The organism is Nocardioides sp., assembly GCF_047606145.1.
GTDB lineage: Bacteria > Actinomycetota > Actinomycetes > Propionibacteriales > Nocardioidaceae > Nocardioides.
In genome coordinates this window covers 18948-35971 of the sequence record NZ_JASGET010000124.1, presented here as the reverse complement: position 1 = coordinate 35971, position 17024 = coordinate 18948, and the positions used below count along the sequence as shown (strand labels likewise).

The 17024-nt window shown below is 71.8% G+C and carries 14 protein-coding genes; 11 read left to right on the top strand and 3 right to left on the bottom strand.

The window, feature by feature from the left end; all coding sequences use genetic code 11:
• Positions 1–238: 238 nt before the first annotated feature.
• Positions 239–1339 carry an HpcH/HpaI aldolase/citrate lyase family protein gene (locus QM638_RS16445; protein ID WP_415143584.1) on the top strand — a complete coding sequence of 367 codons (1101 nt, stop codon included), beginning with the start codon at positions 239–241 and terminating at the stop codon, positions 1337–1339.
• Positions 1336–2193, top strand: coding sequence for an HpcH/HpaI aldolase/citrate lyase family protein (locus QM638_RS16440; protein WP_415143583.1), 858 nt, complete (start codon positions 1336–1338; stop codon positions 2191–2193). Before QM638_RS16445 ends, QM638_RS16440 begins: the two co-directional genes overlap by 4 nt.
• 61 nt (positions 2194–2254) lie before the next feature.
• Here QM638_RS16440 and QM638_RS16435 read toward each other — a convergent pair whose 3' ends face one another.
• On the bottom strand, positions 2255–4078 hold the full coding sequence (locus QM638_RS16435; RefSeq protein WP_415143581.1) for a bifunctional sugar phosphate isomerase/epimerase/4-hydroxyphenylpyruvate dioxygenase family protein: 1824 nt from the start codon (positions 4076–4078) through the stop codon (positions 2255–2257).
• Positions 4079–4160: 82 nt separating this feature from the next.
• Here QM638_RS16435 and QM638_RS16430 point away from each other — a divergent pair, with 82 nt between their 5' ends.
• The 4 genes from QM638_RS16430 (at position 4161) to QM638_RS16415 (ending at position 8666) form a co-directional block, all read left to right on the top strand.
• Positions 4161–4802, top strand: a complete 642-nt coding sequence (locus tag QM638_RS16430; protein WP_415143579.1) for a TetR/AcrR family transcriptional regulator — start codon at positions 4161–4163, stop codon at positions 4800–4802.
• 141 nt (positions 4803–4943) lie between these two features.
• On the top strand, positions 4944–5813 hold the full coding sequence (locus QM638_RS16425; RefSeq protein WP_415143577.1) for a shikimate dehydrogenase: 870 nt from the start codon (positions 4944–4946) through the stop codon (positions 5811–5813).
• Positions 5814–5925: 112 nt separating this feature from the next.
• Positions 5926–7353, top strand: a complete 1428-nt coding sequence (locus QM638_RS16420) for an MFS transporter (protein WP_415143575.1) — start codon at positions 5926–5928, stop codon at positions 7351–7353.
• Entirely contained in the window at positions 7350–8666 is a 1317-nt protein-coding gene (locus QM638_RS16415; RefSeq protein ID WP_415143573.1) for an alpha/beta hydrolase fold domain-containing protein, read from the top strand. The genes QM638_RS16420 and QM638_RS16415 overlap by 4 nt, the downstream gene beginning before the upstream one ends.
• Positions 8667–8749: 83 nt before the next feature.
• Here the strand turns inward: QM638_RS16415 and QM638_RS16410 are convergent, their stop codons facing one another.
• A complete protein-coding gene (locus QM638_RS16410; protein WP_415143571.1) occupies positions 8750–9760 on the bottom strand; it encodes a M48 family metallopeptidase in 1011 nt (336 codons plus the stop codon).
• 113 nt (positions 9761–9873) lie between these two features.
• On the opposite strand from QM638_RS16410, the gene QM638_RS16405 reads away from it, so the two are divergent.
• The 3 genes from QM638_RS16405 (at position 9874) to QM638_RS16395 (ending at position 12405) form a co-directional block, all read left to right on the top strand.
• Positions 9874–10356 (top strand): MarR family winged helix-turn-helix transcriptional regulator, encoded by a 483-nt coding sequence (locus tag QM638_RS16405; protein WP_415143569.1) that lies wholly within the window; start codon positions 9874–9876, stop codon positions 10354–10356.
• Between the two features lie 64 nt (positions 10357–10420).
• Positions 10421–10990, top strand: a complete 570-nt coding sequence (locus tag QM638_RS16400) for an isochorismatase family protein (protein ID WP_415143567.1) — start codon at positions 10421–10423, stop codon at positions 10988–10990.
• Complete coding sequence (locus QM638_RS16395) at positions 10987–12405, top strand: MFS transporter (protein ID WP_415143565.1); 1419 nt, start codon at positions 10987–10989, stop codon at positions 12403–12405. The genes QM638_RS16400 and QM638_RS16395 overlap by 4 nt, the downstream gene beginning before the upstream one ends.
• A gap of 78 nt (positions 12406–12483) precedes the next feature.
• On the opposite strand, the gene hutH is transcribed toward QM638_RS16395, so the two are convergent.
• Positions 12484–14070 (bottom strand): histidine ammonia-lyase, encoded by a 1587-nt coding sequence (gene hutH, locus QM638_RS16390; RefSeq protein WP_415143563.1) that lies wholly within the window; start codon positions 14068–14070, stop codon positions 12484–12486.
• Positions 14071–14433: 363 nt separating this feature from the next.
• Here hutH and QM638_RS16385 point away from each other — a divergent pair, with 363 nt between their 5' ends.
• Positions 14434–15711, top strand: a complete 1278-nt coding sequence (locus QM638_RS16385) for a choice-of-anchor P family protein (RefSeq protein WP_415143561.1) — start codon at positions 14434–14436, stop codon at positions 15709–15711.
• A 100-nt stretch (positions 15712–15811) separates the two neighbouring features.
• A complete protein-coding gene (locus QM638_RS16380) occupies positions 15812–17005 on the top strand; it encodes an MFS transporter (RefSeq protein WP_415143559.1) in 1194 nt (397 codons plus the stop codon).
• The last annotated feature ends 19 nt before the right edge of the window (positions 17006–17024 follow it).

The window sequence follows — 17024 nt, the reverse complement described above, 5'->3', positions numbered from 1 at the left end:
GGCGGGAGCGGCGCGAGGCCCGGCACGCGGCGAACGTACGCCGCGCGGCGGCCGAGTCCACGGCACGCGCCCGCCGGCCCCGCCGGACCAGATGGTGGCGGCGCACGCCGGGCGACGACACGCCGCGCTGACCGGGCCGGTCGAGGTATCGGGTTCGGTGCGCAACCCGATGTGAGATATCCCCCGCCGATCGCCTGCTCCCTACCCGGTGGTAATCGGCCGCACTAGGCTCCGGCCCATGAGCCACAAGAGCCCGAAGGACTTCTTCGCCCCGCTCGCGCTCGGCGCCCCCGCACCGGTGCGCGAGATCCCGTTCCGGCCGAGCCGGGCGATCCACTTCTTCGACCCGAGCAACCCGAAGATGGTCGACAAGGTGCCCGCGATGATCGGCACCGTCGACGTCCTCCTCGGCAATCTCGAGGACGCGGTCAAGGCCGACCACAAGGTGGCGGCGCGGGAGGGCCTGGTCGCCATCTCACACGCCACGCCCGAGCTCGGCGGACCGGGTGCCACGACCCAGCTGTGGACCCGGATCAACAGTCTCGACAGCCCGTGGGTGTTGGACGACCTGACCACGCTGGTGCCGGCGATCGGGCGTCGCCTCGACGTGGTCATGGTGCCCAAGGTCGAGGGCCCGGAGGACATCGCCTACATCGACCGGATCCTCGCCCAGCTCGAGGCGAAGGCGGGCCTGGACCGCCCGATCCTGGTGCACGCGATCCTGGAGACCGCCCGCGGGATGGCCAACGTGGAGGAGATCTGCGGCGCCAGCCCGCGCATGCAGGGGCTCTCGCTCGGACCGGCCGACCTCGCCGCCGACCGCCGGATGAAGACCACCCGGGTCGGTGGCGGCCACCCCGGCTATCTGATCCGCGAGGACCCGGTCGACGGCGCCATCGACGGCCCCCGGGCGACCTTCCAGCAGGACCTGTGGCACTACACGATCGCGCGGATGGTCGATGCCTGCGCGACCCACGGGATCTATCCCTACTACGGGCCGTTCGGCGACATCGCCGACACCGTCGGATGCGAGGACCAGTTCCGCAACGCGTTCCTGCTCGGCTGTGTCGGTGCCTGGTCCCTGCATCCGGTGCAGATCGCCATCGCCAACCGGGTCTTCTCCCCCAGCGCCGACGACATCGCGCATGCCCGTCGGGTGGTCGCGGCGATGGGCGACGGCACCGGAGCGGTCATGCTCGACGGCAAGATGGAGGACGATGCCAGCCTCAAGCAGTGCCTGGTCCTGGTCGAGCTCGCCGAGCAGCTCGCCGCGATCGACCCCGAGCTGAAGAGGCTCTACGACGCCCTCGAGCCCGAGCAGCGCGAGGGGCAGGCATGAACGAGAGGTTCCGCCCCCGTCGTTCCGTCCTCTACATGCCCAGCTCCAACGAGCGGGCGCTGGAGAAGGCCAAGTCGATCCCGGCCGACGCGCTGATCCTCGACCTCGAGGATGCGGTGGCGCCCGAGGCCAAGGCGGCGGCCCGGGAGAACGCCTGCGCCGCGGTCGCCGGCGGCGAGTACGGCCACCGCGAGCTCACCATCCGGATCAACGGCGCCGACACCGAATGGCATGCCGAGGACATGGCGGCCGCCGCCGCGGCGGGACCGGCCGGGATCGTCGTACCCAAGGTGAACGACGCCGAGGCGGTGCGCTCCCTGGTGGCCGCGCTCGAGGCCGCCGGCGCCCCGGAGCACACCACGCTGTGGGCCATGATCGAGTCGCCGTACGCGATCCTGCACGCCGAGGAGATCGCGGCGGCCTCCGACCGACTGACGGTGCTGGTGCTGGGCACCAACGACCTGGTCAAGGAGCTGTACGCCGAGCATGTGCCCGGCCGGGCGCCGATCACCGCGGCGCTGCAGCTCGCGGTGCTCGCCGCCCGCGCCACCGGCAAGGTGATCCTCGACGGGGTCTTCAACGACGTCCGCGACACCGAGGGCTTCCTCGCCGAGTGCGAGCAGGGCCGGCTGATGGGGTACGACGGGAAGACCGTCATCCACCCCGGCCAGGTCGAGGGCGCCAACGTCGCCTTCGCCCCCAGCGCCGACGCGATCGAGGACGCGCGCGGCCTGATCGCGGCCTTCGAGGCCGGCTCCGGCGTGGTCACCTACCGCGGCAAGATGGTCGAGAGCCTGCACGTCGAGTCCGCCAAGCGGACGCTGGCCATCGCGGAGGCCGTCGCCGCCCTCTGAACCCTCGGAGCCCTCTGAGCCCTCGGAGCCCTCGGAGCGGCCGGGTGTCACACCCCGGTCGCTACCGGCCCAGCTGGGAGGCCAGCCGCACCGGGGCGTTGCCGGCGCCGTACCCGTCGTAGGCCCCGCGCCGCTCGATCACCTCGAAGAAGACGCCACCGACGGTCGGGGTGTAGAAGTGCAGGTACTCTCCCGTCGCGTCCCGGTCGTAGAGCAGATCGAGGTCGCGCAGCTCCGCCAGTCGCTCGTCGGTGAGCCGGAAGCGGGCCGCCAGGTCGTCGTAGTAGTTGGCGGGTACGGCGAGCGGCACCAGGCCACGCTCTCGGGCGGAGCGTGCCAGCGCGACGATGTCATCGCAGGCGAGCGCGACGTGCTGAGCGTGCCCCTGACGATCGTCCTGATGCGCGGGCAGCAGGTTCAGCGGGAGCCTGACCTCGCCGCGCCCCGAGCGCATCACCTGGCTGCGCACCAGCCCGGCCGGACCGGCGACCTCCGCCACCGGAGCGGGCTCGAGCGCGAGCACGCTGGCGTAGAACAGGACCGCCTCGTCGAAGTCCTGCCAGGACTGCACCAGGTTGACGTGGTCGATGGCCCTCACCGCACCCTCGGGGGCGGCCGCGCCGGCGGTGCCGCCGCCGAACTCCGCGACCCAACCGCCACCGTGTCCGACGAAGATCTCGGTGCCGTCCGGGGCGGCGAAGGCCGGCAGCACCTCCTCGCCCGCATAGGTACGGCGAGCCACCGCGGGCGCCAGCAGCTCGGCCGCTCGGGCGGCGGCCGCCACCGGGTCGGCGACGTCGAAGCCCACCGCCGCGATCCGCGGCTCGGTGCCGTCCGCCTGCTGCTCGCTGCACACCACCCTGGCCGCGCCGGAGGTCCACAACCGCACCTGCTTGCTGCGATGCCGGCCGCGGAAGCCGAACCCGAGCTGTTCCAGCACGGTCTCGACCTCGCCGGCGTCCGCGGCCCTGATCTCGACGAAGTCGAACCCGGTCGGTGCCCCCGCCCGGGTCAGCCGGGTCAGCGCGTCCGCCGATCCCATCGATCCCGCCAGCCCCGCGGACGCCGCCAAGCGCGCCGCCGTCTGGTCCTCGAGCCAGCGCAACGAGCGCAGCGCCTGTCGCGCGGTACGCCGCGGATCGCTCTGCCGGAAGGTGTCGTTGAAGACCTCCAGCGAGAGCGGCCCGGCGTAGCCCGCGCGCACCACATGGGCCAGGAACCCGACCAGATCGAAGCTGCCCTCGCCGGGGAAGAGCCGATGGTGCCGGCTCCAGGAGAGCACGTCCATGCTCAGCGCCGGGGCGTCGGCGAGCTGCAGGAAGAAGATCCTCTCCGCGTCGATCTCGTCGATCCCCGCCGGGTGATGGCCCCGGGAGAGGATGTGGAAGCTGTCCAGGCACAGTCCGACCCGCGGGTGGTCGGCCAGCTCGACGATGCGCGCCGAGCGGCGGTAGTCGTCGACGTACCGACCCCAGGCCAGCGCCTCGTAGGCGATCCGGACGTCGTAGCGTCCGGCCAGGTCGCCGAGCCGGCGCAGCTGGTCGGCGGAGACCTCGTCGTCGTCGATCGTCGCGGTGCCGACGTTGCTGCACACCAGCATCAGATCGATGCCGAGACGCCGCATCAGCGCGAACTTCGCCTCGGCCCGGTGCAGGACCGCGGCGAAGGCCTCCTCGGTGACGCCCTCGGCGTCGCGGAACGGCTGGTAGAGGTCGAGGCGGAGGCCGAGCCGGTCGGCGAGGGCGCGGATCTCCTCGGGTGACTCGGCGGCGGCGACCAGGTCCGGCTCGAAGACCTCGACCCCGTCGAACCCCGCCGACGACGCGGCGTGGAGCTTCTCGACGAGTCCGCCGGAGAGGCAGACGGTGGCGATCGACGTACGCATGCGAGCTCCTCGGCCTGTAATTAACTAAACGGTACATTCATTCGCCCGGCCGGGGAACCCACGACCCGATAATCTTCGGGCCATGCCCCGCCGAGACACCGCCGAGCGCATCCGCGACCCGGAGCGCACCAAGGCCGAGCTGCTGGCGATCGCGACCGAGGTCTTCGCCGAGGCCGGCTACTCCGGAGCCCGGGTCGACGAGATCGCGGAACGCACCCGAACCACCAAGCGGATGATCTACTACTACTTCGGCGGCAAGAAGGAGCTCTACCTCGCCGTCCTGGAGGCCGCCTACCGCGGGATCCGGGAGACCGAGCAGGCCATCAAGGCCGACGACCTGCCGCCCGCCGAGGCGGTGCGCCGGATCGCCGAGCTCACCTTCGACCACCACCACGCCCATCCCGACTTCATCAGGCTGGTGTCGGTGGAGAACATCCATCACGCCGAGCACCTGCGCCAGGTCGAGTCGCTGCGCGACCTGAGCGCGCCGGCCACCTCGCTGCTCGACGACGTCCTCGCCCGCGGCCGGAAGAGCGGCGAGCTGCGCGACGACGTGGATGCGATCGACGTGCACATGCTGATCAGCGCCTACTGCGTCTTCCAGGTGGCCAACGCCTCCACGTTCGGCTTCCTCTTCGGCCGCGACCTGCTCGCCGACGACATACGTCGCCGCCATCGGCGCATCCTCGGCGACGTGGTCGTCGGCTGGCTCACCCAGCACTGACCCGCAGCCCTGCCCGTCCGCGCCGGCCACCCGGCCGCGTCCACCGCGGTGATCGGAAAGAGTTCTGCGCAGAGGTTGACGTGACCGCCGTCACGTGTTCTCCTATTGATGAACGTACCAGATAGTTCATTAGGGGAAGCGATGCCAGACCCATACCTCGTCGGCCTGATCGGCAACGGCGTGACCCCGTCGCTGACCCCGGCCATGCACATGCGGGAGGCGGCCGCTCACGGGATCGGCTATGCCTACCGGACCATCGACCTGACCGAGCTCGGGCTACCGCCGGAGTCGGTCGGCGATCTGGTCCGCTCCGCGCGCCGAGCCGGGTACGACGCCCTGAACATCACCCACCCCTGCAAGCAGCTGGTGATCGGGCACCTCGACCGACTCGACCCCACCGCTCGTCGACTCGGCGCCGTCAACACCGTGATCTTCGACCACGACGAGTTCGGTGAGCCGGAAGCCGTCGGCTACAACACCGACACCAGCGGGTTCGCGGCGGCGCTGCGCACCGGCCTGCCCGACGCCGCGATCGACCAGGTGGTGCAGCTCGGCGCCGGCGGCGCCGGCACGGCGGTGGCGGACGCACTGTTGAGCCAGGGCGTCGACCGGCTGACCGTGGTCGACCTCGACGCCGCCCGGCGCGAGGGCCTGGCCACCCAGCTCCTCGCCCGCTTCCCCGAGGCCCGCGTCGAGGCCAGCCACCCGGACAAGCTCGCGGTGCTGCTGGCCGAGGCCGACGGACTGGTCAACTGCACGCCGATGGGGATGGCCGATCACCCGGGGCTACCCCTCGACGCCGGCCTGCTGGACCCACACCTGTGGGTCGCCGACATCGTCTACCGGCCGCTCGACACCGCCCTGCTCGGGGCGGCCCGGGCCGCCGGGTGCCGCACCCTCCACGGCGGTCACATGGCGGTCTACCAGGCCGTCGACGCCTTCCGGCTCATCACCGGCATCGAGCCGGACGCCGCTCGCATGCTCACCCACCTGCGCGAGCTCGCCGGCTGAGTGCACGACCGAGACCGGCACCACGCAACGGTCTCGGCCCCGCCCTTGCCACGCCACCTCCCCCGACCGATGATCGCCGCAGCCGCGGCGCCACCACCGAAGAGGAAACGCCATGTCCACCGCCACCGCTTCGCGAGCCCTCTCGCGAACCCCGAAGCGAGCCGCGATCTCTGCCTGGATCGGCAGTGCGCTGGAGTACTACGACTTCTTCATCTACGGCACCGCCGCGAGCCTGATCTTCGGCGACGTCTTCTTCTCCGGCCTCGGCTCGTGGGGATCGACGCTCGCCTCGCTGGCGACCTTCGGCGTCGCGTACGTCGTCCGCCCGCTGGGCTCCTTCGTTCTCGGCCACCTCGGCGACACCTACGGCCGCAAGCTCGTGATGATCCTGACGATCTTCGGGATCGGGATGGCGACCTTCCTGGTGGGCTGCCTGCCCAGCTACGCGGCGGTGGGACCGATCGCGCCCATCCTGCTGGTGCTGCTGCGGATGCTGCAGGGCTTCGCGGTCGCCGGCGAGCAGTCCAGCGCCAGCTCGATGACGCTGGAGCACGCACCGCAGCGGCGCCGTGCGTTCTTCTCCAGCTTCACCTTGGGCGGGACCCAGTTCGGGTTCATCCTGGCCACCGCGGTCTTCCTGCCGATCAGCTCGCTGCCCGACGACCAGCTGCAGTCCTGGGGCTGGCGGATCCCCTTCTGGCTCAGCGCCGTGGTGATGGCGGTCGCCTGGTGGATCCGGCGCTCGCTCCACGAGACCCCCGCGTTCGTCGAGGAGGCCCGAGGCGTGCGGCCGGCCGCGAATGGGCCGGCCGTGTCCGCGCAGCCCGCGCAGTCCGCGACGCCGGCCGCGGAGGCCGGGGACGCCCCGCTGGTCATCGTCGGCCGCTACTACGTCTGGGACGTCCTCAAGGTCTTCTTGTCCTGCCTGGTCTCGGTGACCAGCACCATCGTCAGCCTCTACGCGCTGACCTACGGGACCGAGACGATCGGCATCGAGCGCAACACCATCTTGTGGTTCCTCATCGGCGGGAACGTACTGGCCCTGGTGGCGATCCCGACCTGGGCGATGGCCGCCGACCGGTTCGGCCGCAAGCCGATCTTCCTCATCGGTGCACTGGGCTCGGCCACGATGATCTGGCCCTACATCTACGCCCTCTCGCAGAACGACCTGGTCCTCTTCGGGGCCGCGACCTTCCTCCTCAACCTGTTCTACTCCGCGTACGGCGGATCCGGGATGGCGATGTTCGCCGAGCAGTTCGAGACCAGGGTCCGCCTGTCCGGGATGGCCATCGGCACCCAGTTCGGCTTCGCCCTGGGCGGCTTCGCGCCGACCATCGCCGCCTGGCTGGCCGGGCCCGACCTGGAGGCGTGGATCCCGGTGGCGGCGTTCACCTGCCTGTGCTCGGCGATCGCCACCGTCGCCTCGCGGTTCATGCGGGAGACCGTCGACGCCCCACTGGAGGAGCTCGGCAGGCCACGCTCACCGCGCTCCCCGGCGCGGACGGTCTCGGGGATCTCGACCGCGGAGCGGTTGGCATGACGAGCGACGCGGTCTCCCGTCCCCTGACCGCCGGCACCGATGCCTTCCCGGCTCCGGAGCCGCGGCGAGGTCGCGCGGACGAACTGGTGCACGAGTCGCGGTGCTATCGAGTCTCCGACGGCCACCGGCCGCTCTTCCTCGACCTGCACGTCCCTCGACCCCACGCCTCGGGCACCACGGCGCCGCTGATCGTCTGGGTGCACGGCGGCGGCTGGGTCGCCGGCTCGCGGCGGCGCTTCCCGGTGGGGATCGAGAAGGCTCACCTGCTCGAACGCACCCTGGTGGCCGGGTTCGCGGTCGCCCGCATCGACTACCGACTCCTCGCCGAGGCACCGTTCCCGAGCGCGGTCGAGGACGTCATCGCCGCGGTGGAGTGGTTGATCGAGCACGCCGAGCGGCTCGGCCTCGACGGCAGCCGGGTCGCGTTGTGGGGAGAGTCCGCGGGCGCCCACCTGGCTCTGCTCGCCGCGGCCGAGCCCGCGCTCGGCGCCCGCCTGAGCGCCGTCGTCCTGGCGCGAGCGCGATTGCGTGAGTTCATGGCACGGGTGCAGCCGACGTCGTCCTCGCCGGTGGCCGAGGTGGAGGACCTCCTCATCGAGACCGTCGAGCACCCGATCGGGCTACGGATCCAGCGGCCGTCGCGACCGACCGATGTCGCCCTGCTCTACGTGCACGGCGGCGGGTGGGTGATGGGCGATCTCGACACCCACCAGGCCCAGACCGGTCGGATCGCGGCCGCCCTTCCCGCCGTCACCGTCCAGGTCGACTATCGGCGTGCGCCCGAGCACCCGTTCCCGGCACCGCTGGAGGACGTGATGACCGCCGTCCGGTGGTGCCGGGAGCATCTCGAGGAGCTGGGCTGCAGCCGGCTGGTGCTCGCCGGCGACAGTGCCGGCGGCCACCTGGTCCTCTCCGCGGCACTGGTCTGCCGCGACGCAGGGATCGAGATCGCGGCGCTGCTGGTGAACTACCCCGGCACCGACTTCCGCTCGCCGGCCGTCCAAGGCCTCCCGCTGACGCTCCTGGGCGGCCGGGACGAGCTCCGCCACGATCCGCTGGTCTCACCGGTGCTCGGCGACCTGTCCGGGCTGCCGCCCACGGTGATCGGGGTGGGGGCGCTGGACTTCCTCTACGAGGACATCCTGACCTTCGAGTACCGGTTGCGCGCCGCCGGGACGCCGACGCGGTTGCGCATCTTCCCGACGTTGGGTCATGGCTACTTCAGCATGGCCCCGCTCTCGGCCGCGTGCGACCGGGCGGCCGAGACGGTCTGCCTGGAGCTCGCTTCGCCGCTGTGGGACGCGCGGAGCTGAGTCGCCTGCGTTCGCGGATCTCTTGGAACCTGGGAGAAGTCCCGGCCGGCGCGTAGCAGGCCACGGGCGTCTCGAGCACCCTCTCATCCCCGACCCCGACCGAACCGCTCCTCCAACCAGCCCTTGGCCGCGCCGACCACCCCGCCGAGGTCGTGCACCAGCCTGGTCAGCGCGTCGCCGGCGCGGCGGAAGGACTCGGTGTAGCTGTCGGCGGCCTGTCGGGCCGCCTCGCCGAGCGTCGCCGCGGCGTCGTCGGCGCGGCGCGGGTAGGTGCCGCCGAGGATCTCGGTGTAGCCACCGGAGTCGACCCAGCGACGGGTCTCGGCGGCGCGGACCACCGCGAACGGGTGGCTCTGCTGCTCGATCAGCATCAGCTTGAGGACCGAGTCCCGCAGGTCGCCGCCCTCGGCGTACTCCTGCCCCTGCGCCAGGAAGGAGGCCGGGTCGAGGTCGGTGAGATGACCGCCACCGGCCAGCTTCATCTGCACCCGGAGCGCCACCGCCGGGTCCTGGGTGGCCAGCAGGCCGGCCCGATCGGCGGAGAGCTCGGACTTGCGCGACCATTCCATCAGCGCGGCGATGATGACCCGGATGCCGACCGCCCCGAGCGGGATGGCGGCCAGTATCCCGCTGAGCTGCAGCAGCCGCAGCAGCAGGGTTCGATAGACCGCGTGTCCGCTCAGCGCGTGCCCGAGCTCGTGGGCGACCACGAACCGGAGCTCCTCCTCGTCGCACAGGTCCACGAGCGCGGAGTTGAGCACGATCACCGGCCGCTCCATGCCGACCGTCATCGCGTTCAGGGTCGGGTCGGCGACGACGTACAGCTCGGGGAGCTCGGCGGCGTCCAGCACCTGGCCGACCTCGGCCAGGAGACGGTGGATCTGCGGGAACTGCCGCTCGTCCACCCGAACGGCGTTGCCGAGCAGCAGGAGCCGGGTGGCTCGCTCACTGACCATCCCGTTGACCGCCTTGAGCACCGTGTCGAAGCCGCGGAGCTTGCGCAGCGCCACCAGCGCTCCGCGATCGGCCGGGTGCTCCCAGGCACGGGAGCTGATCCCGGTCAGGACGACGCGGCGGCGGGTCGGAGAGGTCATGCACCGAGTCTCCCCCGCTCCGGCCGGGCGAGGAAACATCCGGGTTGCCGAGGCTCCCGGACCAGCGAAGGAAAACTTTGAAGTTAACCTTCGTAAGAGCTAGCGTTCCCCACGTGAGTGCCGATGAGCCCGATGAGCCCCATGAGCCCGATGTACCTGCCGGACCCGGCGACGCCGAGCTGGCAGCGGCGGCCGCCGAGTTGCGCATCACCATCGGTCGCCTCAGGCGAGCCCTTCGATTCCACGGCGGCAGCCTGGGGCTGACCCCGAGCCAGAGTGAGGCGCTCGGCCAGCTGTTCCGCGATGGCCCGCAGACGATCACGGCCCTGGCCGGGCGGATCGGGGTCCGGTCCCAGTCCGTCGGCGCGACGGTCGCGGCACTGGTCGAGGCCGGCCTGGTGAGGGTGACCCAGGACGCCGCCGATGGCCGCCAGCGGATCGCGGAGGCCACCGACCGCGCCGAGGAGGTCGTGGCCGCCAGCCGCGCGGGCCGCGAGGACTGGCTGGTCGACCGGCTGGGCAGCCTCTCCCCGGCCGAGCAGCGCCGGCTGATCGACGCGATCCCACTGCTCACCCGGCTCCTCGACGCTCCCTGACCCGACCACCCGACCACCCGGCCACCCGGCGCCGGCACCGACACCGACACCGCAAGGAGACCTCGTGCCCGTCACCACCCTCGACCCCCGTTCCGCCCTGGTCGTGATCGACCTGCAGACCGGCGTCGTCGCCGGCGACCGCGTCCCGCACACCGGCGCGGACGTCGTACGTCGCTCCGCGGAGCTGGCCGACGCGTTCCGAGCCCGTGGGCTGCCGGTCGTCCTGGTCACCGTCGACGGAGCGCCCGGCGTACGCACCGACCACAACCCCACCGGCGAGCCCCGACGACTGCCCGCCGACACGGTCACCCCGGTGCCCGAGCTCGCCGGCGCGGGCGACAAGCTGGTCGTCAAGTCCACCCCGGGTGCGTTCACCGGCACCGACCTCGAGGGGTTCCTGCGCGACCACGGGGTGACCCAGGTCGTGCTCACCGGCATCGCCACCAGCAACGGAGTGGCGGCGACCGCGAACCAGGCCTACGAGCTCGGCTTCCACGTCACCCTGGCGGTGGATGCGATGACCGACACCGACGCCATGGACCACGAGCACACCGTCAGCCGGATCTTCCCCAAGCGCGGCGAGACCGGCACCACCGCCGAGGTGCTCGCCGCGCTGGCGGCGACCTCGGCGTGAGCGCGCCGACGACGAACGCCGCCCGGGCCGCCTACGGTCCACGCTTCCTGGCGCCGCTGCTGCTGGGACCGCTGCTCAACCCGATCAACACCACCATGATCTCGGTGGCGCTGGTGCCGATCAGCCACGATCTCGGCGTACCGAGCAGCACGGTGGTCTGGCTGGTCGCCGGCCTGTACCTCACCAGCGCGGTCGCGCAGCCGACCCTGGGCCGGGTCGGTGACCTGCTCGGCCCCCGACGGGTCTACCTGGCCGGGCTGGTCGTGGTCGCCGTCGCCGGTCTCCTGCCGCTGGTGCTGCCGGGCTTCGGCGCCGTGATCCTCGCTCGCGTCCTGATCGGCCTGGGCACCTCGGCGGCGTACCCCTCGGTGATGTCGATGATCCGGGCCCGCGCCGAGCACACCGGCGTGCCGACTCCCCCTGCGGTGCTCTCCGGGATCTCGATCTCCACCCTCACCAGTGCCGCGATCGGCCCGGTGCTGGGCGGCGTGCTGATCGACGTCGCCGGCTGGCGCGCGATCTTCGCGGTCAACGTGCCGCTCGCACTCGCCGCCTTCGCGATGACCTGGTGCTGGGTCCCGGAGGTACGGCGCCGGGAGCCGACCTCCCTTCGAGCGCTCGATCCGGTCGGCATCGTCGTGTTCGCCGCCACGATCGGCACCCTGCTGGTCTTCATCCTCGACCTGAGCACGCCGCACTGGTGGCTGCTGGCGCTGAGCGCGCTCGCCCTGGCCGTGCTGTGCTGGTGGGAGCTACGGCGCACCGAGCCGTTCCTCGACCTGCGGATGCTCGCCGCCAACCAACCGCTGACCCGCACCTACCTGCGGATGTTCCTGCTCTATCTCGGCTTCTACGCGATGACCTACGGCTACAGCCAGTGGGTGCAGGACGACGCCGGCTTCTCCAGCGGCGCGGCCGGACTGCTCCAACTGCCGACCGCGGGCCTGGCGGGCCTGATGTCGATCGCGATCGCGCGCAGCACGCGAGTGCGAGCGCCGATCCTGATCGCTGCCTGCACACCGATCCTCGGCGGCCTGCTGATGCTCGGCCTGCACTCGAGCAGCCCGATCGGCTACCTGGTGCTCATCGCGGCGCTCTTCGGCGTGGCCCAGGGCCTGGCGAGCGTCTCGAACCAGCAGGTGCTCTACCGACAGGCGCCGGCGTCGCAGATCGGCACCGCGTCCGGCCTCTCGCGCACCTTCGTCTACCTCGGCGCGATCGCCTCCTCCGGCGTCCTCGGCGCCACCTTCGGCGACGCCCCGACCGACGCCAACATGCACCTGCTCGGCGCGCTGATCGCGGCCGCGGCAGCGCTCGTCCTGGTCCTCGCGATCACCGACCGCAGCCTGCGCGGCCGGCCGCGAGCCACGGAGCTCGCGGATCCGGGCTCAGGCGGCGCGGGGCGTAGGCGCTGACTCCTCCGGCGAGGCGACCCGTCCCCCGACGAAGGGACCCGACCGGGCCACGTCGGCGAGCGAGGAGACCACCCGATGTCAGCGGAGCCGCCCGACCACCTCCTCGGCCGCCGCCAGCACCGCGCCGGAGGCGACCAGGTCGACGACCACCTCGATCTCCGGAGCGAGGAAGCGGTCCGGTCCGGGGGCCGGCGCCCCGGCGCCCCGGAGCAGCGCGATCACCGCGCCGGTCGCCGGCGAGGGCACCAGCGGAGCACGCAGGTCGAGCGCCCGGGCCGCGGTGAGCACCTCGATGGCGACCACCCTGGTCAGGCCGTCGATGGACCGGCGCAGCTTGCGGGCGGCCGACCAGCCCATCGAGACGTGGTCCTCCTGCATCGCGCTGGACGGGATCGAGTCCACCGACGCCGGAGCCGCCAGCCGCTTGAGCTCGGAGACGATGGCGGCCTGGGTGTACTGCGCGATCATGTGGCCGGAGTCGACCCCCGGGTCGTGGGCGAGGAAGGCCGGCAGCCCGTGATTGCGAGCGACGTCGAGGAACCGGTCGGTGCGACGCTCACAGATCGAGGCCGCATCGGCGGCGACGATGGCCAGGAAGTCCAGGACGTAGGCCACCGGGGCACCGTGGAAGTTCCCGTTCGACTCCACCCGGCCCTCCTCGGCGAGCACCACCGGGTTGTCGACCGCGCTGGCCAGCTCGCGCGCCGCCACGCTGGCGGCGTACTCGACGGTGTCCCGCGCCGCACCGTGCACCTGCGGACTGCAGCGCAGGGAGTAGGCGTCCTGGACCCGGTTGCAGTCCGGGCCCCGGTGTGAGGCCACCACTCCGGAGTCGGCGAGCAGCGCGACCAGGTTGGCGGCCGAGTCGGCCTGGCCGGGATGCGGCCGCAGCGCCTGCAGCTCGGCCGCGAAGACCCGGTCGGTGGCGAGCTGGCCCTCGACCGACATCGCCGCCGCGACATCGAGCGTGCGCAGCAGCCGGCGCAGGTCGTCGACGGCGAGCACCAGCATGCCGAGCATGCCGTCGGTGCCGTTGATCAGGGCCAGTCCCTCCTTCTCGGCGAGCTCGACCGGCCGCAGGCCGACGGCGGCCAGGGCGTCCGCGGCGGGCATCAACGTCCCGGACGCGTCGCGCACCTCGCCCTCGCCCAGGAGCGCCAGCGCACAGTGCGCCAGCGGCGCCAGGTCACCCGAGCAGCCCAGCGAGCCGAACTCACGCACCACCGGCGTGATCTGGTGCGACAGCAGCCCGGCCAGGAGCTCAGCCGTCTCCCGCCGTACGCCGGTGTGGCCGGTCGCCAGCGTCGAGAGCCGCAGCAGCATCAGCCCGCGCACCACCTCGCGCTCGACCTCCGGCCCGGAGCCGGCGGCATGCGAGCGCACCAGTGAGCGCTGCAGCTGGGTGCGCAGGTCGACCGGGATGTGCCGGGTGGCCAACGCACCGAACCCGGTCGAGATGCCGTAGGCGGGGGTGGGCGCCGAGGCCAGCCCCTCCACCACCGTGCGGGCCCGATCGATCGCTTCCAGCGCGGCGTCGCCGAGCCGCACCGCGGCGCCGTGGCGAGCCACGGCCACGACCTGCTCGGCGCTGAGCGGTCCGACGTCGACGGTGATCGGGAGACGGGGATCGATGGCGGACGAGTCGGTGTCTGGAGTCGCGGTCATCCGCACATCCAATCCGGCCCGGCCCCCGGAGCGCAATCGACTCGCCCCACGCCGTCATGCGACTCCCGGGCGAGCGGCCGGCGACGACGCCGACACTCCCTGCCGGCTATTCGGGGCATGGTCCGGACTAGGTCGAAATGGTCCGAATTGACTACGAATGCGGCGTCACAATTACCCAATATTGTCGTTGACTGACTGTGTCGCACGGCTTCGTGGAATCGGTTCATCCTCGGGGGGCAACCCTGCCCGCAAGGCCTCCGACACAAGGAGCTCGGCCTGACCGAGTTCGCTGTGTCCGATCCCCCGTGGATGGGTTTATGGGGACCCCGCCACCAACAAACCTGGAGTAGACCTATGCCTCCCTTGCGCACTTTCGCGGCCGCGACCGCGGTCGCGGCCCTGAGCCTCACCCTCGCCTCGACTCCCTCCGACGCCCAGGCCGCAACGTCCAAGACCACCAGCTTCGGGATGTTCGCCAGCGCCTTCGGCAGCCGGGTCACCGGCGGCGACATCCCGGTGAACTCGGGAGACCTCGCCTACGAGACCACCGGCTGCACCCGGCAGACCGGCAAGACCAAGACGAACAACGCGGCCGGTGTCACTCTCACCGGCCTCGGCAAGGTCGGCGCGGTCACCAGCCACACCTGGACCGCGAAGAGCGGCAAGACGGTCGCCTCCAACTCGACCCAGAACGTCGCCAGCATCGTGCTCTCCCAGAGCGCGCTCGGGAAGCTGTCGATCAAGGGGATCCACTCCCAGTCCAGGGCCTACCACAACGGCAGCGGCTTCCACGCCACGGCCACCGTCAACGTGGCGACCCTCGCCTTCACCGACCCGCTCGGGATCGAGCACGACCTCAAGCTCCCCGGCGTCGGGAAGACCCTGTCGATCGGCTCGCTGGCGACGATCACCGTCGGCGGGCAGACCAAGGCGGTGACCAAGCACCACGCGATCGCCACCGCCGTCGGCCTGACCATCAAGGTGCCGTCGACCTCGACCACCATCAGCGTCGGGCACAGCCGCGCCGCGATCTACGACCGGGCGAAGTCGGCCGTCTTCGGCGGGTACGCCGACGCCGCCGACGCCTCCGTGCTGGGCGGGGCGGTGAGCCTCGGCCAGACGCCGCTGACCAAGATGCCCTGCCTGGGCACCGGCGGCAAGCTGGCCACCAAGAGCGTCGCCGCGCTGCCGACCACCAACCCGCTCAGCGGCGTGGTCAGCGTCTCCGGCCTGACCAGCGGCGAGCGCGCCTCGCAGAACGCGAAGAAGGCCAGCGGCTACACCTTCGCGCGGGTCGCCAACGTCACGCTCGGTGACGACCAGATCGTGATCAAGGGCCTTCGTGGCCAGGCCAACGGCAGCTGGCGCAAGGGCAAGGGCTACCAGGTCAGCACCAAGGGCACCACCTTCGCCTCGATCACCGCCGCCGGCAAGTCGATCACCGCCGCGCAGCTGCGCACGATCCTGAACAAGGTCGACATCTCCGGACTGGCCAAGATCCAGACCAATGTGGTGCTCAAGAGGTCCAAGACGACGATCGAGGTCGCCGCGCTGCGCCTCACCCTGCTCGACGCGACCGATCAGACCAAGACCGTCGTCAACCTCGGCCGCGCTCGCTTCGCCGTGCACCACGCCGGCTGACCACGCCGGCTGAACACGCTCGGCGCACGCACGCCCTCGGACCCCGCCGGATCATGAGATCCGGCGGGGTTCGTCCTTCCGGGGCCTTTACCGTGAGCCGGTGACAGCCCTCGCCGACCCCATCACCATCGGCGCGGCCCGTCGCTGGACCATGCTGGGCGCCAGCACCCTGGCCCAGGCGGCCGCCGCGATCATGATGCACGGCGCGGCCTACCTGATCCCGACGCTGCACCAGGAGGGGCTCAGCCTGGCGGAGGCCGGTCTGATCGCCGCCGCGCCCACGGTCGGAGTGATGCTCACCCTGGTGGGCTGGGGCTGGTTCACCGACCACCGTGGCGAGCGGATGGTGTTGCTGACCGGTCTGGCAGGCACCGCGCTGGTCGGGTTGATCGCCGCGCTGACCTCCGGGCTGGTGCTGCTCGGCGTCCTGCTCCTGTTCGGCGGCGCGACCGCCGCCAGCACGAACGCCGCCAGCGGCCGGGTGGTGGTCGGCTGGTTCCCGCCGCAGCGCCGTGGGCTGGCGATGGGCATCCGGCAGATGGCACAACCGGCCGGCGTGGGCATCGCCGCCGTGACGGTCTCGGTGGTCGCCGCCCGGCACGGTGTGCATGCCGCGATGTGGGTCTCGACCATCGCCTGCGCACTCGCCGCGGTCGTGGTCGCGGTGGTGGTGATCGATCCTCCGCGACCCGACCGGAAGAGCGTGGTCTCCCCCAACCCCTACCGGGCCGACCGCTACCTCGCCCGGATCCACGGCGTCTCGGTGCTGCTGGTGGTGCCGCAGTTCGTGGTGTGGACCTTCGCGCTGGTCTGGCTGATGCAGGACCGCGGCTGGTCCGCCGGCGCGGCCGGCGTACTCGTGCTCGTCGCCCAGATCATGGGTGCCCTGGGCCGGATCGCGGCCGGGCAGCTCTCCGACCTGATGCACAGCCGGCTGCGGCCGTTGCGACTGGTCGCCTGGTCCGCCGCCGGCACCATGCTGCTGCTCGGGCTCACCGCCGGCGCGGGCTGGTTCGTCGCCGTACCCCTGGTGGTGATCGCCACGGTGCTGACGGTGGCGGACAACGGGCTGGCGTTCACCGCCGTGGCCGAGCGGGCCGGACCGTTCTGGTCGGGGCGGGCGCTCGGCCTGCAGAACACCGCGCAGTTCCTGGCCAGCAGCCTGGTGCCGCCGATCGGCGGCCTCCTGGTCGGCCAGATCGGCTACTCCTGGGCGTTCGCCCTCGCCGCGCTCTTCCCGCTGGCGGCGGTCGGCATGATCCCGGTCGGCGACGAGCATCCGCTGGGGGAGTAAAGTTACCCGCCAGTAGGAC